Raw genomic sequence first — 21,864 nt, forward strand, 5'->3', positions numbered from 1 at the left:
GGCCCGCAGATTATCTGCTGACGTCAGGACTCCATTAATCCTGCTTCGCGAAGTTCTCTCGGGAGCTATGGCAAGATCCATTGCGTGACTACCCTCACAATTTATGTGAGAATAGGTTATGCTCTTATGGTCAGACCATAGTGGTCTGACCATAAGGTGATTGGTTTCTCGCACAAAGTGAAGCTGCCTGGACGCAGATTGGAAGTCTGCGGAAGTATGGTCAGAGAGGATCAGAAATATGGACAACTTAGCTGTGCTCGCGTTGCTCGCGCTGGCGCCGATATTAGTGGTTGGAGTGTTGCTCGCAGGCTTCCGCTGGCCCGCGAAATTCGCGATGCCGGTCGGATATGTCGTTGCGGTGCTGGTGGCACTATTCGTCTGGAAAATGGACTTCAGCGGTGTGCTTGCAGCCTCGATTGAAGGGCTCATCGTCGCGGCAACCATGCTGTACATCGTGTTCGGCGCTTTGCTGTTGCTCGCGACGCTTACCGTTGGTGGCGCAATGTCCACCATCAGGGCCGGGTTCAACAACATTTCTCCCGACCGCCGCGTCCAAGCGGTGATCATCGGCTGGCTGTTTGGCAGCTTCATCGAAGGGGCCTCGGGCTTCGGTACTCCTGCCGCCGTTGTCGCGCCGTTGCTGCTGGCCTTGGGCTTCCCGGCTATGGCCGCGGTGATGGTGGGCTTGATCATCCAGAGCACGCCGGTGAGTTTCGGCGCGGTGGGCACCCCGATCCTGATTGGCGTCCAGCAGGGGCTCGGTGGCGATCCTGCAGTGGCAGAACGTATCAGCGTGCTGGGCGTGACCATGCCGGAATTCGTGGGTTCAATCGGACTGCAAGTCGCAATAATCCACGCCATCGTAGGCTTGCTCATTCCGTTAATTATGGTCTGCATGCTCACCGGATTCTTCGGTCCGGAGCGCCGCTTCCGTGATGGTCTGGCCGTATGGCCCTTCGCCATCTACGCATCCCTGGCCATGACGGTTCCTTCTGTACTTACCGCCCGCTTCCTCGGTCCTGAATTCCCCTCGCTATTCGGTGGGCTGATCGGCCTGGCACTGGTCATGTTTACCTCCAGCCGTGGATTCCTGATGCCCAAGGAAGTCTTCGACTTCGGGCCCAAAGAGACTTGGTCCGAGCGTTGGATGGGCTCCCTCGAATCGGCCAAGGCCGTTGACCTTACCGGGCGCATGGGTGTGCTCCGTGCCTGGGCGCCCTATATTCTGATGGGCACTCTTTTGGTCGCGACACGAGTGATCCCGGACCTTAAAGCATTCCTGACGGGACTGGCGATTCCAGTAGCGGACATTCTCGGCACCGGAATCAGCACCAGTATCCAACCGTTCTACCTTCCCGGCTTCGTGCTTATCCTCGCTTCCGTCTTTGCGTTCGTCTTGCATAAGATGAACGGCGCCCAAATTGCACGAGCTTTCAAGGTGTCGGCCGGTCAGCTCTTTGGCACCGCCGTTGCATTGCTCTTCGCCGTTCCGCTGGTGCGCATCCTGATCCAATCGGGACCGGAACTGAACAATTCGGGACTCTCCAGCATTCCGGTGACGTTGGCCGAGGGCGCCGCGGCGATTTCCGGGGGCTTCTGGCCGCTCATCGCGCCGTGGATCGGCGCGTTGGGAGCGTTCGTGGCAGGCTCCAATACGATTTCGAACCTGACCTTCTCGCAGTTCCAATTTTCCACCGGGGCGCAGATCGGCGTTCCTCCGGAATCCATTGTGGCGGCACAGGCCGTCGGTGGAGCTGGTGGAAATCCGATTTCCATCCATAACATCGTGGCCGCCTCGGCGACTGTTGGATTGCTAGGACGCGAAGGTGATTTGCTGCGCAAGACGATCCTCGTCACGATCTACTACTGCTTGGCCGGCGGCACACTTTCCTTCCTGTTCATTCACGGGCTGGGGCTGAATGCCGGCACAATCATGCTGGCGGTGCTGCTGATAGCCATCGCGCTGATCGTGCGGTGGATGCTCAAGCAAAGGCCATATGTCGCAGGCAAGCATTCCGGGATCCACTCCCCGAAGCTCTCGGACTAGAAAAAGAGGAGCCCAGGCAAGCCGGCATTCATGCGGGCTTGCCTGGGCTCGCTCGTGTGCTCTGGGTGTTGCGAATCGACCGCGTACGGCGAGGCAGGAGGCTGCTCGCAACGTCCCGGACTCCAAAACGATTCGCGCAAGGAAGATGCTTTTGAAATTACGTAGCGGCAGATTATAGATCTGAAAACCCCGCCTACGCCGCGAGCAGTCTCGGGTTCCAGCGGTGGTCGCCACTATTGGGGGATTAGCCTCAGCATTGGCCCGAAGAGCGACTGCCGCGACCTCATCAGGCACGCGAGCCAGGAATTAATTTAATTTGCGCAACGAGGAACGTAATGCCGCCTGAGCTGGGCGGTCCGCTGCGTGCCCGTAAGCAGCACAGAAACGGTCACCGGTGACGGAGTCCAAGCGAACCGTGGTTGCGGACGAACCGATGCCAACTGCATAGCAGGCGATCATCATCGGGTCGAGAACGACATAGCGTAGTCCTTTGAACGCGAGGGAGACATCGCGTGGGACGCCGTCTGCTTGCAGAGCGAACGCACCGGTCGGTTCAAGGGCAGCGGAATGCCAAAAGCCGTCGTTAGTTTTCCGGCCAGCGGCGAAGTGGCTCCGCGCTGGTCAGCAGGAAAGTGCTGGCTAGGGGTAAGGCGTTGAGCTTCGTAGCTTGGAGTGATGCTTTCGATGAAGATCGCTAAAAAGAAGTCGTCACCGGCCCTCCTGTCCGTTGCCTACGTCGGTTCGGCGGGATTTCGACTTTGTTGCTCAGCGGAAGCTCGCCGGCAAATGCGTTGATGTTGCTGGTGATTTCCCGAACGCGCTTTTCGAAGGTTTCCACAGCGTGCCCCGAGTAGTGCGGGGTAGCGATGACGTTCGGCAAGGCGGCGAACCTTCGAACCTCCGCGGGTGCTTGGGAACCATAGGGAGCACCCCACCACACGTCTAAGGCTGCGCCTCCGATTGTTCCGTCGGCCAGTGCCGCGTAGAGCGCCGAAGCATTAACGATCTCCCCGCGCGAAACGTTGACCAGCAAGGCATCATCACGCATGTGCGTTAGTTCTTTTTCGCCGATGAGGCCGCGGGTTTCATCGGTTAGCGGTAATCCGAGGACCACTACGTCGCTGTCACGTAGAAGCTCGGGCAAGGCGCCTAGACCTTTCACCCACCTCAGCTGTGGATTTGGATGCCTATCGCCAAGTGGTGTTCTTCGCACGGCTATCGCGCTGGCACCTAAGGCGGTGGTGAATTCCAAGGTTTGCTCACCGATGCCACCCAGTCCAATGAAACCGATGGTCAAATCCCTGAAAGTACGGTGCAGCGGAACAGCCTGAGCGGTGGAAACCGACCTCCAGCTTCCTTGACGCAGTTCTTCGGCCGCGGAGAAGAGCCGCCGCTGGTGGGCCAGAATCACCATCAATACGTGTTCGGCAATGGAACGCTCATGGTGCGCGGTGCGCGCAACCAGCGTTGAACTAGGCAAGCTGGCCAACGCGACTCGATCCGTGCCCGCACCGGTGACATGAACCAGCCGCGCCGGGCATTGCGCAGCGTCTTCCGAGTTCAACTTAGAGCAGACCAGCACATCGGACATGGAAACATGTTTGGATTGCTCGGCAGGGGACAGGTGGGCGACGAATTCCCAATCGTGCTCGGGGCCAAGCTCCTTGAACAAAGGTGCAAGGCGGGACACGATAGGATCTGTGACCACTACGCGCAGCGGCGTTACCAACGAGGGCTCTTAAGCTCGTACGTGGGATCGATGCCTTGCATGTACGAAGTATCATCGCGCTTGGTCATTCCGCAGTCCAGATACTGCTGATGCATGCGTTCTAGGGCTACCTCGTCCAGTTCTACGCCCAGACCTGGAGATGTCGGAACCTTGACTGCCCCGTCTGATATTTCCAATACGCCTGGAACTATCACGTCATCTTCAGTCCGTTTCCAAGGCCAATGAGTGTCGCAAGCATAGTCAATGTTTTTGGTAGCGGCGGCGAGCTGGATCATCGCCGCGAAGCTAATGCCCAAGTGGGAATTCGAGTGCATTGATAGGCGAAGATCAAAGGTTTCGGCAATCCCGGCCAGAAGCCGGGAACGGTTCAGCCCTCCCCAGAAATGATGGTCGGAAAGCACAACGTCAACCGCTCCGGCTTCGATAGCGGGAGGCAGGTCATTGAACGACACCACGCACATGTTCGTGGCGACGGGCAGATCGATGGCTGCCCGCACCTGTGCGTTATCGGCAATCGAGAGGCAAGGGTCCTCAAGGTATTCAAGAACGGGCGCTAACCGTTGTCCTATGCGAATTGCAGTTTCCACGGTCCACACGCCATTTGGATCGATGCGCAAGGCAATGTCCGGGAACCTTTGGCGTAGGGCAAGGATCGCCTCGGCTTCCTGATCGGGCGGGAACACCCCGCCCTTTAGCTTGAGTGCTTTGAATCCGCAATCGCGAACCATCCTGCGAGCCTGGGCGACTATTCCGGCAGGGTCGAGTGCTTCGCCCCACGAATCATCGTCCAATCCGGGGTGCGCCGCCCACTTGTAAAACAGGTATCCGCTGAACTCGACCTCATCCCGTACTGCACCACCGAGCAGGGTGCTGACCGGCACCCCGAGGATCTTGCCCTGAATATCCAGACAGGCAACGTCGAAAGCAGAGAGTACACGGTCATCGAGCGACGTGGTGGTGACCATGCCTCCGGTCCCATGACCACCAACGCCGTTATCGTCCAACAAGGATTGCGAGACCAAAGACGAAATTCTATTGGTATTAAAAGCGTCTGCGCCGATCAGGCTGGCTGCGGCTCGCCGCAGCCTGCTCACATGGACTGCATCCCCATACGTTTCGCCCAGACCATAATGCCCGCCTTCCGTACGAACCACCACGATGGCACGAAGGGCGAATGGTTCGTGGACTCCTACTGAATTCAAGAGCGGTGGGTCTGCGAATGCCACCGGGGTGACTTGAATGTCGGAAATGCGCACCGGCGGTCTTGAGGTGTGAGGGGTCAGCGATGCGAGGCTGCCGAGGGAAGGTATGTGCGACATATTGGTGCTCCGGTTTTCGTTGGCGTTTAGACTCACACTAAGAGCACGGATCGATACCTGTCCAAGCTAAATTATGCAATCAACGATTCAAGAGGTGCATTGATGTTCACGCTGATTCAGCTTGAGTCCTTTGTCGCTGTCGCCGAAGAACTTCACTTCGGCGCCGCAGCTGAACGTTTGAATATGACGCAACCGCCATTGAGCCGGCAGATCCAATTGCTTGAACGCGAGCTCCAGGCAAAACTATTCATTCGCAGCTCGCGCAACGTTGCGCTCACGGCCGCCGGTGAGGTGCTGTTGCCTAATGCGCGACGCCTTTTGGATATGAGCCGAAAGACCAGCCTCGAAGTGTCCCGTGTGTCCTCGGGGGAATCGGGGACGGTGGTTGTCGGGTATACCTCCGTGGCCGGGCAATCGGTGCTCCCAGAATTCCTGGCCAGAGCCGCCCAACAATTACCGGACGTGACCATGGTGCTGCGCGAGGCTGTCTCCGTCGACCAGCTTGACGCGTTGAGCAAGGGGACCATCGATATTGGGTTGCTGCGACCGGTAGTGAACCGTGCCGGAGTGGAAACTTGCCTGATCAAAAAGGACCGGCTGGTTGTCGCGCTTCCGGAAGGACACTATCTGGTCACCGGGAAGGGAGTGCTCATCAAGGAACTCGTGGGGCTGCCGCTGATGATGTATTCAACCAATGAGGCGCGCTACTTCTACGACTTGGTGCTCCGATTGTTTGACTCGGTCAATGCCAAGCCAAGGATTAGCCAGATCGCTAGCCAGATCCCAGCGCTAATGGCTCTGGTGGGAGTCGGATTGGGTGTGTCGCTCGTACCGGCAAGCGCCATGGACTTTGCACCGACCGGAGTGGTGTTTGAAGAACTGGTTGGCCCCGACGGATTGCAGGGGCTGAACCATTCGGACATTTTCTTGGCGTGGGAAGAATCGTCGGCCAACCCGGCAGCCAAACGGCTCAAGGAAGTATTTCTTGAATCTTTGGAAAGTGTTGAAGGTGCGGTCATCCCCTCCCATGGAGCCATCGCCAGGTAGCTGCGGCTGCGCAAACTAGCGGCGCTGGACCGCTGGAACGAGCAAGGCTTGGCCGCCGCTTCCATTCCCGGTTCGGTTCCTGCCTAACCCAACAAGAATGTTGCCAGCAGGACCACAGGGATGGTGAGCAAGGTACTGGTCAGCACCACTTCTCGCGGTACGGCAACGGGCAGCTTGAACTGCTGGGAGAATAGCAGGACGTTTTGCGCGGTGGGCAACGCCGCCATGATCACCACGCCGAGAAGCTCAATTCCTGCTAAGCCGAAGACGAATCGGGCCACGAGCCAGGCGAACACCGGCATGAAAAGCACCTTGAAGGCGGTCGCCAGATAGATTTCGCCTCGCAGGTCCCTATCGGACAGCGGGCGCTGGCCGTACAACGCCATGCCGAAGGCCATGAGCAAGAGGGGAATCGACGCATCGCCGAGCATTTGCACTGGAGCGTGAATGACTTCGGGCAGCCGCAAGCCAAAGAACGAGAAGACCGCGCCGAGCAAGGTTGCAATGGTGACCGGATTGGCGATGGACTTGAGGATCGTCTTCGCAAGCGGCATATTGCCTGTGTCCCCGCGCGGAGCGCGGGAGACCACCGCAAACATGCACAGGTAGACCGGTGCAATGATCAGCAGCTGCGCAATGAGCACCGAGACCACAGGGTTGGTGCTCCCCACCGCGTAGAGGGCCAGCGGCACCCCGATATTTCCGGCGTTGACGTAACTTGTGGACATGGCCGCGGCGGGCAGCCGCTGTGCCGGAGTCTTGAAAACCAGCTTCGCTACCAAGGCATACAGCGCCCCGGTTAACACGGCGGTGATCAATGCTATCGGGGTGAATACTCCGATAACCGCATGCAGGTCCGTGCTTGCCAGCAGGGTGAACATCAGCGCGGGGTTGGTGATGTAGAAGATGAGTGGGGTCAGCCCCTGAGCAATTGCCACCCGTTTTCGCGGCAATGCTATCGAGGTCAGCAGGCCAATGCCAATGAGTATCAGGACAACGGCAAATCCTTGCAAAACTCCTTGCATGTTGCCTTCCTCGCCCAAAAATTGGTGCTGCCAAGTCTGCGGTTATTCGCAGCTATGGACGGTGAGGATAACGCTGAAAGCTATCCTCACCGTCCACGGCGCATTATTCAGATTCTACTGCTGCCCGCTAGCGAACCAGACAAGGCCTCTTCGAATCGAAGGTCCAGTCGGGGATCAGATATTGCATGGTCACCGCATCGTCACGTGAACCCAGCCCCTGTTCGAGGTACAGCTCGTGAGCTTCCTGCACGCGGTCCATGTTGAGCGTGACGCCCAAACCGGAGCGCTGCGGAACCTTGATTTCCCCATCTCGAATCAGCAGCGGATCCTCGGTGAGTCCCTGGCCGTCCTGCCAAATCCAGTGCGTATCCAGGGCAGTGATCTCGCCCGGTGCGGCCGCACCTACCTGGGTGAACATGGCCAACGAGACATCGAAGTGGTTATTGGAATGCGACCCCCAAGTCAATCCGAATTCGTCGCAGAGCTGGGCAACACGCACCGAACCGGACATCGTCCAGAAATGCGGGTCGGCCAGCGGAATATCCACCGCGTTGGTGCGCACCGCGTGAGACATTTCCCGCCAGTCGGTCGCGATCATGTTCGTGGCGGTCTGCAGCCCGGTGGCCCGGCGGAACTCGCTCATCACCTCGCGGCCCGAGAAGCGTCCCTCCGGACCACAGGGATCCTCGGCGTAGGCCACCACCCCGGCCATGCGCTTGCCCAACCGGATCGCGTCCTCCAACAACCATCCGCCATTGGGATCAAGGGTGATTCGAGCCTCGGGGAAACGGTCCTTCAGTGCGATGACGGCGTCCACCTCGGCGTCGCCGTCCTGGACTCCGCCCTTCAGCTTGAAGTCCTTGAAGCCGTAGCGCTGCTGGGCCGCCTCGGCCAAGCGGACAATGCCTTCGGGAGTCATGGCCTCTTCGCGGCGCACGCGCGCCCAGTCATCCGCACCCTGCGATTCGCGCAGGTACGGAAGGTCGGTCCGATCCGGGTTGCCCACGTAGAACAGGTAGCCGAGCATTGGCACCGCGTCGCGCTGCTGCCCATCGCCGAGCAACTCGGCCACCGGCACGCCGAGGAACTGGCCATGGAGATCCAGCAAGGCGGATTCGATGGCTGTCACCGCGTGCACCGTGGTGCGCAGATCGAAGGTCTGCGTCCCGCGTCCGCCGGAATCCCGGTCCGCGAAGCGGGACGCGACCCGGCGCAGCAGCGTACGGTATGTCGCGACGGGAGCGCCGGTGAGCAGCGTACCGGCCTCTTCGATGGTCGAACGGATCGCTTCGCCGCCGGGCACCTCACCCAGGCCGGTGCGACCCTCGGAATCGGTGACAATGGCGATATTTCGGGTAAAGAAGGGGCCATGGGCACCGGAGAGATTCAACAGCATCGAATCGTGTCCGGCAACGGGAATGACCTGAATCGAGGCGATAGTTGGCTGGCTGCTCATCGACTACTCTCCGGTGGTTGTCAGTGCGCCATCGATGCGTCGGGTCAGATTCCAAGGGTTGTCCTTGGCGATCGGCCGTGGCAGCAGCGCGTTGGGGAAGTTCTGGTAGGCAACGGGGCGCAAGAAACGTTCGATAGCCAGCGTACCTACCGAGGTGGTCTGCGGATCCGAGGTGGCCGGGAACGGCCCGCCGTGCACCATGGCGTGGCCCACCTCAACGCCCGTTGGCCAGCCGTTGACCAGGATACGGCCAACCTTGGTTTCCAAGATCGGGAGTACCGCGGCAGCGGTTTCGTGGTCCGCATCGGTGAGCTGCAAGGTCGCGGTGAGCTGGCCTTCCAGCTTTGACAGCGCGGTGACCAGTTCGGCAGCGGAATCGTAGCGAATCACTAGCGAAGCCGCACCAAAGATTTCATCCTGAAGCACCGGATTCTCCAGCAGCTGTTCTACCGAGGAGGAGTAGATGGCAGGTGCCGGTGCATTCTGACCGGCTCCTTCGGTACCGCGACCCAACAGCTCGACGCCCGGCTGGTCGCCTAAGGCCTCGACACCCTGCATCCAGGAGTTGTAGATTCCTTCGGTCAGCATTGTCTGCCCCGCGGTATTCGGAGCCTGGCCGCTGATGGCTTGCGCAAATGCGTCACCGCCAGTGCCGGTAGGCACGAAGACCAATCCCGGTGCGGTGCACAGCTGACCCGAGGAACCGGTGACAGAACCCAGGTAGGCTTTTGCCTGCGCGGCTGGATCTTCGGACAGCGCACCGTCAAAGAAGATCACTGGGTTGATGGAGCTCATCTCGGCGTAGACCGGAATCGGCTCTGGACGTGCGGCCGCGGTAGCCATTAGTGCCGTGCCGCCCGAACGCGAACCGGTAAATCCAACTGCCTTGATCACTGGATCCGCTACGAGGGCCTGGCCGATGGTCGCGCCCGGACCATAAACCAGCGAGAAGACGCCCGGGTGCAGGCCAAAGTCCGCAACAGCTTTGCTGATTGCCTGACCGACAATCTCGCTGGTCCCCGGGTGGGCGTTGTGTGCCTTGAAAACAACCGGGCAACCAGCGGCCAGCGCCGAGGCGGTGTCTCCGCCCGCGGTGGAGAATGCCAGCGGGAAGTTGGAGGCGCCGAAGACCGCAACCGGTCCTACAGCGATCTTGCGCTGGCGAATGTCAACGCGCGGGAGCGGGGCGCGTTCCGGAAGCGCCGGATCTACGCGGACCCCGTGTTGGTCGCCTTGGCGGACAACCTTTGCGAACAGCCGCAGCTGCCCGGTGGTGCGACCGCGCTCGCCGGTCAGGCGCGCCTCGGGAAGCCCGGTTTCCGCCATGGCCCGTGCTACCAGCTCGGCACCCACGGCTTCGATGTTCTCGGCAATCGCATCCAGGAAATCCGCGTGCTTCGCGGGTTCCAGCGAACGGAAGGATTCGAAAGCCTCGGCCGCCGCCGCGGTGGCGATCTTTAGCTGGTCCAGATCGATCAGCGAGTATGCCGGCTCCAGCGGTTCATTGGTGGCAGGGTTGTAGCCGTGTACTGCGCGGCCGTTTCCGGCGGTAGTTATACCCGCAAGGATTGATTGCCCGGTCAAGTTCTGAGTATTGATAGTCATTATTACTCCTGATTCGACGTATTTGTTTGCCGGTGATGAACGAGGCTTGGCTTAGTGGATGGCCCCGGCGGGCACAATGCCTGCCTGCTGGATCAGTGCGCTCAGATCCGCAAGGTCCTGCTCGGTCAGGTTCTGCAGCGGTGGGCGTACCGAACCCGAGTCGCGGCCGATGGCCTTCAACCCGCCCTTGACAATGGAGACACCGTAGCCCTTGACGCGGTCGCGGATATCCAGGTACGGCAATACGAATCGGTTGAGCTTTTCGTTGACTGCCACGCGGTCCTGAGCGCGTACGTCCTTGTAGAAGTCCAGGGCGAATTCCGGGACGAAGTTGTACATGGCCGAGGAGTAGGTGCTCATGCCCAGCTGCAGCAGTGGCAGCGCAAAGGTCTCGGCAGTGGGCAGGCCGCCGAGGTAGAACAAGCGATCGCCGTTCTTGGCGTAGACCTTGGTCAGGTGCTCAATGTCGCCGTTGGCGTCCTTGAAGCCAATGAAGTTCTCGTGGTTTTCTGCCAGTCGGGCCACCGTGTCCGCCGAGTAGACGGCGTTGGCGCGGTTGTACACGATCACGCCGGTCTTGGTTGCGGAGCAGATCGAGGAGACATGCTGGTACAGGCCTTCCTGGTCACACTCGGTCAGGTATGGAGGCAGCAGCAGCAACCCCTCGGCGCCAGCGGCTTCGGCGTCCTGGGCGTTCTGGATGGCCTGCTTGGTGGAACCGCCGGCCGAAGCGAGCACCGGAACTCGTGAGCCGGCTTCTTCCACGGCCATGCGCACAACTCTTGCTGCTTCTTCTGAGGTCAGCGCAAAGCCTTCGCCGGTGCCGCCGGCTGCGAACAGGCCCGCGACGTCGAAGCTCGACTGCCAGTCCAGATGGCGGCGGTAGGTTGCCTCGTCGATTTCGAGGTCAGCATCGAACGCGGTGACCGGGAAGGAGAGCAGCCCGTCTTTGAGCTTGTCGGCGAGTTCGGCGGGAGTGTACTGAGCCATGGGGATGGTCCTTTTCTTGATCCGTCGCAAGATGAATCGACGGAAGGTGGGTGGATTGAATCCGTTGTCCCCAGCGTATGGAGCTAGTGTGATGCCTGTCCAAGCCCATATTTATATTGTTTGATACCCTACGAGCATCATTAACCATGCAGCGAGCCGCGCACTATGTCCACCAGGCGTCCAAGCGCCGGATTGCGGGAGGTCTTGCTCCAGATGGCGTGCAATTGCACGGGATCGTCGGTGACGTCGCCAAGCCGCAGGTAGCTGACCCCGTGCACGCCCAGCAGCTTGGCGCTTTCCGGAACAATCGCGATACCGCGTCCGGCGGACACCAAGGCAACCATGGTGAGGATCTGGCTTACGGTATGGCGCACGTTCTTGTGCTCCACATTGAGCCGGCGGACCACCAAGTCGTAGAAGTAGCGCGCCTTGGTCGAAGAGTGCATGATCAGTGGTTCTTCGCGCAGATCATCAAAAACGAGTTCTCGCTGCAGCAGATCAAGACGGTGCCCAGTGGGCACCGCGGCAAAGAGCCCCTCGGAAAACAATAAGGTGGATTCGAAGAGCTTCGCGTCAAATGGCGGCCGGGCAAGTCCCAGATCCAAATCCCCGTCAAGCAGCGCGTCGACCTGCTCGCTGGTCACCATCTCCACGAGATCGAGATGGACCTCTGGCATTTGTTCGGTGATTTCGGCCAGCAGCGGACCCAAGAGGCTAAAGCCAGATGCTGCAGTGAACCCGATCCGCAGTTCACCGAGTTGGCCCGCTGCAATGCGCCGCGCGTTATCCGGGGCCCGTTCGGCGGCAACCACCAGCCGCCGGGCATCGGTGAGGAATGCGTGGCCGGCCGCGGTCAATGAAACGCGGCGGTTATCTCGTTCGAGCAGTTCAACTCCGACCGACCTTTCCAGCTTTTGAATTTGCCGGCTCAGCGGAGGTTGCGTCATATTCAGACGTTCGGCCGCCCGTCCGAAATGCAGCTCTTCTGCTACCGCAACGAAGCTGCGGGCCTGATCCAGAGTGAACACTTGATACCTTTCGGGAATCATTCCATGCATAGTTGACCTTGGACATGCATCATATCTATTTTCTAGGCTGTACCGGAGACCTGATTGGTGAGCTGCCTCACGAGGCCAGCATTAATCGGACTCATACACTCGAAACCATAGGAGATCTTCCCGTGAAAAATCGCATGACCCGACGCACCCTCCTCTCGCTTTCCGCCGCCGGCGCGGCCCTCGCGCTGACCGCCTGTGGCGGCAACGTCGGCGACAGCACGGCCTCCGGCGAATTCCCGAGCGGTCCGGTAACGCTCACGGTGGGCCAGGCTCCCGGCGGTTCCACCGACCTGATTTCCCGCGCTGCTGCGGAAGGCATGGCCGAATCCCTGGGCGTTTCCATGCCCGTGGTGAATAAGCCCGGTGCCAACGGCGCCTTGGCTACTCAGGAAGTAGCGGCCTTGGAAGCCGATGGCCAGAACCTGATCCTGCTCAACGCGTCGCTGATCACCATCACACCGTTGGCGGTTTCGGAAGAAGAAGCCGTCTCCCTCGACGACTTGGATGTGCTCATGGGTCTATCCCAAGACGACTACGTGATGGTCGCCAGCACCGACTCGGGTGTGAAGAGCCTAGAGGACATTAAGAACAGTGACGAGAAGCTTTCCTTCGGCACCACCGGTGTTGGCACCGGTTCGCAGCTGGCCCAGGCGCTGCTCTTGGCGCAGGCTGATATCGCGGGAACCACCGTTCCCTTCGACTCGGGTTCCCCGGCGTTGACCGCCGTTATGGGCAACCAGGTGCAGATCTCCACGATTCAGCTGGGCGAAGCCAAGCCGCAGATCGATGCGGGTACCGTGACCCCGATTGTGATCTTCTCCAAGGAACGCAATGAGTTCCTGCCGGATGTTCCGACCGCCATCGAATCAGGCTATGAAGTTCCCGTATCCCAGTACCGCGCCATCGCAGCGCCTAAGGGCCTGGACGACGAGGCCAAGGATACGCTCGTGGCCTCGATCAAGGACGCGGTGGGCACCGATAGCTACAAGAGCTTCAACGAGCAGAACATGCTCACCCCTCACGAGATTTCGGGCGAAGAGGTTGTCACCGAATGGAATGAACTGGCAGCCAAGTACAAGGACCTGACCGAAGAGCACGGCATCTCGCTGGCAGGTAAGTAACCAGTAGCTACTGGTCCCAACCCGAAAGTGAGTACCAAAGGATGAAAGTTATGGACGCGAAAAAGGCTGAAGAAGCTCGGCCTATTGAGCCGGCTGCCCCGCAGGCTCCGGCGGAGGGTGTCGAGCTTGACGATCTGACACCCGAAGAGCTGGCAGCCCAATGGGAAGCCGAAGCTCCGGAACCAGCTGGACCTATCGCAAACCTGGTTTCGTCCTTGGTGGTTCTCGCGCTGAGCATCGCCGGACTGGCGCTGTCCATCGGGTTGGGGCTGGGGACCCCGGCGGCGCCAGCGGCCGGCATGTGGCCATTTATCGTCACGCTGATTGCCGGTGTGATGGCAATTGCACAGATCATTGTCGGACGCTCCGGAGGCAAGGACGGCGAGAAATTCAGTGGCATGAGCTGGTATGCAGCCATTGGTTTCGGAACGCTGATCCTGATGGTGGTGCTGATGCCGCTGATTGGCTTTGAAGTTCCGGCACTGTTGTTGTGCTTCGTCTGGATGCGCTGGTTGGGTGGTGAACGCTGGAGGTCTGCCACGATCTACTCGATTTTGATTGTCGCCGCCTTCTACGCGATCTTCATCGCCGCCCTCGGCACCACCATTCCCCGACTGTTTTAAGTCGCAAGTAAAGGTATATGCGCATGGAATTCTTCGGACCGGTCATGGACGGCTTCACCGTCGTCTTGGACCCCACTAACCTTCTTTACTGCCTGCTCGGTGTCGTCGTCGGTATGCTCATCGGCGTGCTGCCGGGCCTCGGCCCCGCCGCGACGATCGCGATCCTGCTGCCGATGACCTACGGCGTCGAGCCGGTCACCGCGATCATTATGCTCGCAGGAATTTTCTACGGTGCCCAGTACGGTGGCACCATCACCTCGGTACTGCTTCGCCTGCCCGGTGAAGCAAGCAGCGTGGTCACCGTCTTTGACGGATATGTCATGGCCAAACAAGGCCGGGCTGGTACCGCCCTGGGTATCGCGGCCATCGGTTCCTTCTTTGGCGCCACGGTCTCCATTATCGGGCTGACCTTCCTGGCCCCTCTGGTTGCCAGTTTTGCGTTGGATTTCGGACCACCGGAATATACCGCGCTGGCAATGCTCGGCATCCTGCTGGTTGCCACCATCTCTGGTGGCACGAAAATCAAGGCGATCATCGCCGCCGCGGTTGGCCTGTTCCTGGCCACCGTTGGACGTGATGGATTCACCGGCGCCGAACGTTTCACGTTCGGAAACCTGTCGCTGGCAGACGGCATCGACTTCGTGCCCATCGCCATGGGACTCTTCGGCGTCGGTGAGATCCTCTACAACCTTGAAGAACGCCACCGCGCCGCCACGGCTCCGATGAAGGTCTCAAATGTCTGGCCCAAGGCCAAAGACATCAAAGAGGCTTCGGGAGCTATCGGCCGCGGTTCGGTGCTCGGATTCTTCCTGGGGATTCTGCCAGGTGGCGGCGCGACTATTTCTTCGCTTGCCTCGTACGCCATGGAAAAGAAAACCGCGAAGGACCCCTCACGATTTGGCAAGGGAGCCATCGAAGGCGTTGCCGGTCCAGAATCGGCAAATAACGCCGCGGCGACCAGTTCCTTCATACCTTTGCTCACCTTGGGCATCCCAGCCAACGCGACCATGGCGATTATTTTCGGTGCGCTATTGATCCAGGGTGTGACCCCCGGTCCGCAGCTGATTAGCAACGACCCAGAACTGTTCTGGGGCGTGGTGAATTCGATGTACATCGGCAATATCCTGCTGCTGATCATGTCCATTCCCCTGATCGGGGTGTTCGTCAGGATCCTGCGCATCCGTGCGGCGATCCTCGCTCCGATTACCGCATTGATCACCCTGCTGGGGGCCTACACGATCCGAAACTCGATGTTCGACGTGCTGCTGGTGGTGCTCTTTGGCGCGCTTGGCTACCTGATGAAGAAGTTCGGCTTTGAACCAGGCCCACTGGTATTGGCCTTCGTCCTGGGCAGCCTGCTGGAATCCAACCTGCGCCGCTCCCTGCTGGTGCTGGAAGGAGATCCCACGGGGTTCTTCACCCGTCCAATCTCTGCAACGCTGCTGGCTCTGTTCATCTTTGTTGCTGTATGGCCAATGATTAAGTCAGCTATCGATAGGCGCAAAAACGGCTCGATAGCCGCCGCGGTCGCGAAGGAAAAGGAAAACGCATGAGTATCATCGTCGGATACGTTCCCAGCAATGTCGGAGAGGCCGCGGTAGCCGCGGCAATCAAAGAATCGAAGCTGCGCCAGGAGGAGCTGCTGATCGTCAATTCCTCACGTGATGGTTCTTTGGTTGACAAGAACACCGCATCGCCGGAAGATCTGGCCAGGGTCCTGGAATCCGCCGCACAGGCGGGAATCGAGGCTCGGGTGCTCGAATCGACCTACCGTGACGATCTCACCGAAGAGTTCCTGGGACTGGCGGACGAGCACCAGGTGTCACTGATCGTCATTGGGCTTCGCCAGCGTTCGCAGGTGGGGAAGTTCATCATGGGTTCCCAAGCACAACGCATCTTGCTCCAGGCCCAACACCCGGTGCTTGCGGTGAAGGTGGAGCAAACGTAGCAAGCGCTTCTCAGTAGATAATTCAAGGCCGCAGCTATCCCGAAAATCCGGGGTAGCTGCGGCTTTGATGCTGTGGCAGGCAGCGTCGAGGCTGCCCAGATGCCTGCTAGTTGCCCTCGGAAATGCCAGATTCAAGGTCCAGCCGATGCAACGAGTTCGCGAGGTGCATGCGCATGGCGGCGCTGGCGGACAACTGGTTTCCGGAGGCAATGGCCGCTCGGATTGCTTCGTGTTCCTCAGCGACGCGTTCCAGGCGCGGGGCAAGCTTGCCGTCGGGGATCGAGAAGCGCTGGCGTGGCATGGCGATCATTGCCGGACCGAAGAGCTCTACCGCTTGCACGAAGTATGGGTTCGCGCTGGCGCGAGCGACCGCCAGATGGAATTCGTAGTCACAGCTCATGGCCTGGGCGGCGTTGGGGCCGGCGGCGCGGAAAGCGGCCAGCGCCGAATCCATGTCCGTGAGATTCGCTGAGGCAGAGCGGCTTGCGGCATTTGCCGCCGCTTCGGATTCAAAGCCCATGCGGAACTCGATCAGCTGACGGCGTTCGGCCAGGGTACGCGGCACGCGTGCCTGGGCCGAGGCATCCTCTGCCGGGGGAGTCAGCGCGAAACTGCCTGCGCCACGGCGCGTATGCACCAGCCCCTCGGCTTGCAGCCGGGTGATGGCCTCGCGGACCACGGTGCGCGAGACGCCGTGGTCGGCAATCAGCGTATTCTCGCTGGGAAGCTTGTCGCCGGGGGCGATTGCCCCGGAGCTGATCCGCTCACGAAGGTGCTGGACCAGGGTGGTGGTCAGATTCGGTTTCATGCTCTCCATAGGTCAAGAATAAGCGCCGGGGCACCTCGATGAGATGTCCCGGCGCTTATTGCGGTTTCTTTAGGCCCGGCCGAATTCCACAGTTTCGGTGGTCCAGGCGCGTGCCTGGTCGCTGAAGCTGAATCCCAGACCCGGGCGGTTCGGCACGATCATGCGGCCGTCTTTGGTCTCGAGGCGTTCATTGAACAGCGGATCCAACCAGTCGAAATGCTCCACCCACGGTTCGCGTGGGTAGGCGGCTGCCAGATGCAGGTGGATTTCCATGGCGAAGTGCGGTGCCAGATCCAGTCCAGCCTGATCGGCTAGCGTCGCCAGACGCAGGAACTGGGTGATGCCGCCGACGCGTGGAGCGTCGGGCTGAATGATGTCGCACGCACGGGCGGAGATCAGGCGCTCGTGTTCGGCCACCGAGGCAAGCATCTCGCCGGTGGCGATGGGGGTATCCAGTGCGGCGGTCAGCGCCGCATGCCCCTCGGCGTCATAGGCGTCCAATGGCTCTTCGATCCACACCAGGTCGAATGCTTCGAGCTTGCGGCCCATGCGCAGGGCAGTGGCGCGGTCCCACTGCTGATTTGCATCCACCATCAGCGGGAAGTCCGCCCCGATGTGCTCACGCACGGCAGCGACGCGGCGCAGGTCTTCGGCGCTGTCGGGCAGCCCGACCTTGATCTTGATGCCGCCGATACCCTCGGCAATGGATTGAGTCGCACGGTCCTTGACCTCTTCGATGCTTGCGTTCAGGAATCCACCGGAGGTGTTGTAGGTGCGGACCGAATCGCGGTGCGCGCCTAGGAACTTGGCCAGCGGCAGCCCCGCGCGCTTGGACTTCAGGTCGTAGAGCGCGATGTCCAAGGCCGCCAGTGCCTGGGTGGCGACACCCGAACGACCCACCGAGGCGCCGGCCCACAGCAGCTTGGTGTAGAGCTTGGCGATGTCGTTGGGGTCCTCGCCGATCATGGTCTGTGCGACTTCCTTGGCGTGTGCGTACTGCGCGGGGCCGCCGGCTCTCTTGGAGTAGGAGAAGCCAAGGCCCTCGTGGCCCTGCTCGGTGGTGATTTCCGCGAAGAGGAAGACCACTTCGGTCATCGGCTTCTGGCGTCCGGTGAAGACCTTGGCATCCGAGATCGGTGTGGCCAGGGGAAGCCGTGCGGTAGAAAGCTTGACGTGGCGAATGGCATCTGGTGTGTAGCTCATGAGTTTTGAACTCCTATTGGGAAAGTGCCCTGCGCGGGCCCTGCATGTAACTTATATTATAAGTTAAGGAGTTGTGACACAAGTGGTTCTGCTGGGATTCTGCAACCAGATCTGCCGCGGTGCCGACCGCAGTCACCAAGATTAAAGTGAAAGACCGCCCGGAGCATCCGAGCGGTCTTTCGTGGAGGGGAGGCTTGGGCTAGCCGATGGCTTCAGCGATCGGGGTCGACCCATCGTAGAAATTAACCGTTCGGCGAGTCGCCGCATCCTTGGCCAGCACGTGCGTGATGACCTCGGCGACGTTCTCTCGCGAGGTGTTGGATTTCCCATCCAGCACGGCGCGACCCTGGATCTTGCCTTCTGCGTCGGCCAGGACGATTTGCCCGGTGGACGAGTCGAGGGTCAAGGCGCCCGGTCCGAGGATCGTGTAGTCCAGATCGGTGCCGCGCAGATACTCATCTGCGTCGTGCTTGGCCTTAGCGTAGCCGAAGAACGAATCTTCCGGATCGAGGGTGTCCACGTCCACCGCAGCGCGTGAGTATGAAACCATCACAAAGCGCTTCACTCCAGCCTGCTGCGCTGCCTGCATGGTGCGCACGGCAGCCTGGTAGTCCACCGCAAGGGTGCGTTCGGGATTGCCGCCGCCGGCTCCGGCGGAGAAAACAACGGCCTTGGCGCCGGCAAACTGCCGAGCGAGGCTGTCCACGTCGGCCTGCTCGATGTCGAGCACGACCGGAGTCGCGCCAAGCGCGGTGATTTCTTCTGCATGGTCCGGATTGCGGATCACGGACTCGACTTCCAGTCCCTGACGTGCAAGTTTGGGCGCCGCGAGAAGGGCGATCTTCCCGTGTCCGCCAAGAATGACTACTCGATTTGTTTCGGCCATATTCTGCTCATTTCTCCTCGGTTGTCGTCTTAGGCACAACGCGAAGTCGTGCTGCGATATTCCAGCCTCAGCAGTTTGAGTCTTCAACTCTTCTCACGCGGTGCCGCCGGAGCGCTGGAAAGCAGGCCGCGTCAGGAGATTGGGGTGACGAGCGAACCGTCTGCCAGATAGGAACGCAGGTTATCCAAGGTCATCGCCGCCATATCTGCGCGCGTCTCGTGCGTTCCGCTGCCCAGGTGCGGCAGCAGCACAACGTTATCCAGCGCAAGTAGCGCTTGCGGGACGGTCGGTTCCTTGGCGAAGACGTCCAACCCTGCGCCCGCAATCAGGCCATTTTGCAGGGCATGGACAAGCGCTGCTTCGTCCACCACGCTGCCGCGCGCAATATTGATCAGGAAGCCTTGCGTTCCAACTTTCGACAGGACCTCGCCGTCCACCAGATTGGCCGATTCCGGGCCGCCTGCCGCCGCGACGATCAAGACATCGGTGGCCGCGGCGAGCTCGGCTGCGGAGCCGTGGAAGGTATAGGAAACGCCGGGCTTTTGCGAACGGTTATGATAGTGGATTTCACACCCAAATGCCTCCAAGCGTGTGGCGATTGCCTGCCCGATTCGGCCAAGGCCGAGGATGCCCACGCGTTTGCCGCTGGCCCTGGTGGCCAGCGGGAAATTCTCTCCCTTGCCCCACGTTCCATTGCGGACAAATCGCTCGGCTGCACCCAATGAGCGAAGCGTGCTCAAGTACAAGCCCAGCGCGGTATCCGCCACGCAGTCGGTGAGAACCTCTGGAGTGTTGCTGATCGGGATGTTGCGCTGTGCGGCCTGGGAGAAGTCGGTGGCATCGTAGCCCACGCCGAAATTGATAATCGCTTCCAGATTGGGCAAGCGGCTCATCAGTTCGGTATCGACGCCGATCTTGCCCGAGCATACGGCGATGCGGATCGCATCCGCGTGCACTTGAAGGAAAGTGTCGCGCTCGGCGCCGACCGCGGGAAGGATCAGCGAATCGAATTCTTCGGCAAGGGCCTTCGCGACGGTGGGGTTCACCGGGCCGACGCGCACGATGGTGTTCCCGGTGATTGCGGTGGTGTTGCGCGATGCGGACGCGCTGGTATCTGTGGGCATAACTGCATCGTAGGAACTTTCAACGATTCAAGTCCAACACGCAGATTGGATAGATCTATGCCCTTACGGTATCGGTGAGGATTCAGGCGCGAAATGTAGCGCATGTCACATTTGATACTTGCCGGTAGGCACCAGTGATCCTTCTCTTTGGCCATGACGCCGACCGGTCATCCCTTGACCGGCCACCGGCTGCAGTCAAAACTTTGGTACGAACAAGGCTAGTTTTTCGCACTGGCCGCACCCGCACTCGTACGTCGAAGGAAACAACGATGACTAACTCCCCGCACACCGCACCACGAGCTCGGCGCATCTCCATGGCAGTGGCCGCCGGCGCCCTGCTGAGCACCACGGCGCTGGCCGGTTGCTCGGTGGCCAATTCCGAAGATTCCACCAGCGGCTCGCAGGCGGCCGTTGCCGGCGACACCCTCCGGATCGTGCTGCAGCAGGAGCCTCCCACGCTTGAGGCCTGCGAATCGAATCTGACGAGCACCGGCGTGGTGGTCCGTTCGACCATCACCGAGCCGTTGATCGAACGCAATCCCTCCACCGGAGAACTCGAACCGAAACTCGCCACCGAATGGTCCAGCGAGGACGACACCACCTGGACGCTGAAGCTTCGCGAAGGTGTGAAATTCCACGACGGATCGGACTTCACCGCAGAAGATGCCGCGGCGACCATAAACCGCGCCGTCAACTCGGATTTGGGCTGCAATGTTGAAGGCTATGTCTTTGGCGACGATGACTTGGACGTCAAGGCGGTGGATGACAACACGGTGGAGGTCACCGCCTTGAAAGCGGACCCGATCCTGCCGCTGCGCTTGTCCTTCCTCGAAGTCGTCCCCGCGGAAACTTCGACCACGGAAAAGGTACGCGAACCCATCGGAACCGGTCCGTACAAGCTCGATGCATGGAATGCCGGTCAAAGCATCGATGCCTCGGCTTTTGCCGAGTACTGGGGCGAGGCCCCGGCCTTTGCCAAGGCGAACTACCAGTGGCGCTCCGAGGGAAGCGTGCGAGCTGCCATGATCACCTCCGGGGAAGCCGACATCGCCACCGGGCTGAGCCCCGAAGACAGCATCGGGGATCTAGGCGTCTCCTATCCGAACAATGAGACCGTCGCTTTGCGCATGCACGCGGACAAGGCACCATTTGATGACATCCGGATCCGCCAGGCGGTGAACTATGCCATCGACAAAGAAGCCATCGTCGCCTCGCTCTACGGCGGGCGCGACAAGGCCGCGGCCCAACTCGTGCCCGAAGGCGTCGTGGGGCACAGCGAATCCCTGCCGGTTTGGGAGTACAACCCCGAAAAAGCCAAGTCCTTGGTCGCAGAGGCAAAGGACGACGGCGTGGAAACCTCGGCGCAGATCAACATGATTGTGCGCACCGCACAGTTCCCGAAGATCGAGGAATTGGGGCAAGTCATCCAGGAGCAGCTTTCCCAGGCGGGGCTCAACGTGAATCTGAAGATGCTTGAGACCAGCCAGCATCTGACTTACCAGGTCCGGCCGTTCCCCACGGACGAGGACGGCGCCATCATGCTGATGACCCAGCACGGGAACCAAGCCGGTGACGCAGCCTTCACCGTTGACCAGTACATGACATCCAAGGGAGCCCAGTCGGCCTTCGGAACCCCGGAGCTGGATGAACTCATCGACACGGCGGATGCCGCCACCGGCGAGGACCGCCAGGCGGCCTTCGAAAAGGTCTTCCAGTACCAGAATGACGAGGTCGTGCAATTCGCCCATATTGCGCATCAGACGGGCATGCTCGGCATTGCCGGGACCGTGAGCTACGAACCGAACTCATCCTCGGGTGACGAGCTGCGCTTGGCCGAAGTCACCGCGAAGTAAGCATCCGATGCTGTTGAAGTGG

At 60.3% G+C, this 21,864-nt stretch carries 18 protein-coding genes; 7 read left to right on the plus strand and 11 right to left on the minus strand.

What is annotated here, in order from left to right; translation table 11 throughout:
* Positions 1-238: 238 nt before the first annotated feature.
* Positions 239-2,047: an L-lactate permease gene (locus CQ017_RS05440; protein WP_105552870.1), complete on the plus strand. Its 1,809-nt coding sequence runs from the start codon at positions 239-241 to the stop codon at positions 2,045-2,047.
* 694 nt (positions 2,048-2,741) lie between these two features.
* Here CQ017_RS05440 and CQ017_RS05445 read toward each other — a convergent pair.
* Both CQ017_RS05445 and CQ017_RS05450 read right to left on the minus strand, forming a co-directional pair.
* Complete coding sequence (locus CQ017_RS05445) at positions 2,742-3,737, minus strand: NAD(P)-dependent oxidoreductase (protein ID WP_146112432.1); 996 nt, start codon at positions 3,735-3,737, stop codon at positions 2,742-2,744.
* Between the two features lie 32 nt (positions 3,738-3,769).
* Positions 3,770-5,095 carry an enolase C-terminal domain-like protein gene (locus CQ017_RS05450; protein ID WP_105552872.1) on the minus strand — a complete coding sequence of 442 codons (1,326 nt, stop codon included), beginning with the start codon at positions 5,093-5,095 and terminating at the stop codon, positions 3,770-3,772.
* Positions 5,096-5,197: 102 nt separating this feature from the next.
* On the opposite strand from CQ017_RS05450, the gene CQ017_RS05455 reads away from it, so the two are divergent.
* Complete coding sequence (locus CQ017_RS05455; protein WP_105552873.1) at positions 5,198-6,142, plus strand: LysR family transcriptional regulator; 945 nt, start codon at positions 5,198-5,200, stop codon at positions 6,140-6,142.
* A gap of 83 nt (positions 6,143-6,225) precedes the next feature.
* On the opposite strand, the gene CQ017_RS05460 is transcribed toward CQ017_RS05455, so the two are convergent.
* The 5 genes from CQ017_RS05460 to CQ017_RS05480 all read right to left on the minus strand — a co-directional run bounded on the left by CQ017_RS05460 (position 6,226) and on the right by CQ017_RS05480 (position 12,246).
* Entirely contained in the window at positions 6,226-7,167 is a 942-nt protein-coding gene (locus tag CQ017_RS05460) for an AEC family transporter (RefSeq protein ID WP_105552874.1), read from the minus strand.
* Between the two features lie 127 nt (positions 7,168-7,294).
* Positions 7,295-8,623, minus strand: coding sequence for an enolase C-terminal domain-like protein (locus CQ017_RS05465; protein ID WP_105552875.1), 1,329 nt, complete (start codon positions 8,621-8,623; stop codon positions 7,295-7,297).
* Positions 8,624-8,626: 3 nt separating this feature from the next.
* The gene (locus tag CQ017_RS05470; protein WP_105552876.1) at positions 8,627-10,228 is read right to left on the minus strand and encodes an aldehyde dehydrogenase (NADP(+)); all 1,602 of its coding nucleotides are present in this window, start codon (positions 10,226-10,228) and stop codon (positions 8,627-8,629) included.
* 51 nt (positions 10,229-10,279) lie between these two features.
* Complete coding sequence (gene kdgD, locus CQ017_RS05475) at positions 10,280-11,218, minus strand: 5-dehydro-4-deoxyglucarate dehydratase (RefSeq protein ID WP_105552877.1); 939 nt, start codon at positions 11,216-11,218, stop codon at positions 10,280-10,282.
* 140 nt (positions 11,219-11,358) lie between these two features.
* Entirely contained in the window at positions 11,359-12,246 is an 888-nt protein-coding gene (locus tag CQ017_RS05480) for a LysR family transcriptional regulator (protein ID WP_105552878.1), read from the minus strand.
* Between the two features lie 152 nt (positions 12,247-12,398).
* Here CQ017_RS05480 and CQ017_RS05485 point away from each other — a divergent pair, with 152 nt between their 5' ends.
* Genes CQ017_RS05485 through CQ017_RS05500 form a run of 4 tightly spaced genes read left to right on the plus strand, consistent with a single transcriptional unit; the run spans position 12,399 to position 15,968 of the window.
* Positions 12,399-13,397, plus strand: coding sequence for a tripartite tricarboxylate transporter substrate binding protein (locus tag CQ017_RS05485; protein ID WP_258133508.1), 999 nt, complete (start codon positions 12,399-12,401; stop codon positions 13,395-13,397).
* 50 nt (positions 13,398-13,447) lie between these two features.
* The gene (locus tag CQ017_RS05490) at positions 13,448-14,020 is read left to right on the plus strand and encodes a tripartite tricarboxylate transporter TctB family protein (protein WP_105552880.1); all 573 of its coding nucleotides are present in this window, start codon (positions 13,448-13,450) and stop codon (positions 14,018-14,020) included.
* Positions 14,021-14,043: 23 nt separating this feature from the next.
* On the plus strand, positions 14,044-15,573 hold the full coding sequence (locus CQ017_RS05495) for a tripartite tricarboxylate transporter permease (protein ID WP_105552991.1): 1,530 nt from the start codon (positions 14,044-14,046) through the stop codon (positions 15,571-15,573).
* Entirely contained in the window at positions 15,570-15,968 is a 399-nt protein-coding gene (locus tag CQ017_RS05500) for a universal stress protein (protein WP_105552881.1), read from the plus strand. Before CQ017_RS05495 ends, CQ017_RS05500 begins: the two co-directional genes overlap by 4 nt.
* Positions 15,969-16,074: 106 nt before the next feature.
* Here CQ017_RS05500 and CQ017_RS05505 read toward each other — a convergent pair whose 3' ends face one another.
* The 4 genes from CQ017_RS05505 to CQ017_RS05520 all read right to left on the minus strand — a co-directional run bounded on the left by CQ017_RS05505 (position 16,075) and on the right by CQ017_RS05520 (position 19,989).
* Positions 16,075-16,785, minus strand: a complete 711-nt coding sequence (locus CQ017_RS05505) for a GntR family transcriptional regulator (RefSeq protein ID WP_308727242.1) — start codon at positions 16,783-16,785, stop codon at positions 16,075-16,077.
* 60 nt (positions 16,786-16,845) lie between these two features.
* Positions 16,846-17,979: a mandelate racemase/muconate lactonizing enzyme family protein gene (locus tag CQ017_RS05510; RefSeq protein WP_105552883.1), complete on the minus strand. Its 1,134-nt coding sequence runs from the start codon at positions 17,977-17,979 to the stop codon at positions 16,846-16,848.
* A 199-nt stretch (positions 17,980-18,178) separates the two neighbouring features.
* Positions 18,179-18,865, minus strand: a complete 687-nt coding sequence (locus tag CQ017_RS05515; protein ID WP_105552884.1) for an SDR family oxidoreductase — start codon at positions 18,863-18,865, stop codon at positions 18,179-18,181.
* A gap of 131 nt (positions 18,866-18,996) precedes the next feature.
* Entirely contained in the window at positions 18,997-19,989 is a 993-nt protein-coding gene (locus CQ017_RS05520; RefSeq protein WP_105552885.1) for a 2-hydroxyacid dehydrogenase, read from the minus strand.
* Positions 19,990-20,258: 269 nt separating this feature from the next.
* Here CQ017_RS05520 and CQ017_RS05525 point away from each other — a divergent pair, with 269 nt between their 5' ends.
* Positions 20,259-21,842, plus strand: coding sequence for an ABC transporter substrate-binding protein (locus tag CQ017_RS05525; protein ID WP_105552886.1), 1,584 nt, complete (start codon positions 20,259-20,261; stop codon positions 21,840-21,842).
* The last annotated feature ends 22 nt before the right edge of the window (positions 21,843-21,864 follow it).

Source organism: Arthrobacter sp. MYb224 (genome assembly GCF_002975455.1).
GTDB lineage: Bacteria > Actinomycetota > Actinomycetes > Actinomycetales > Micrococcaceae > Glutamicibacter.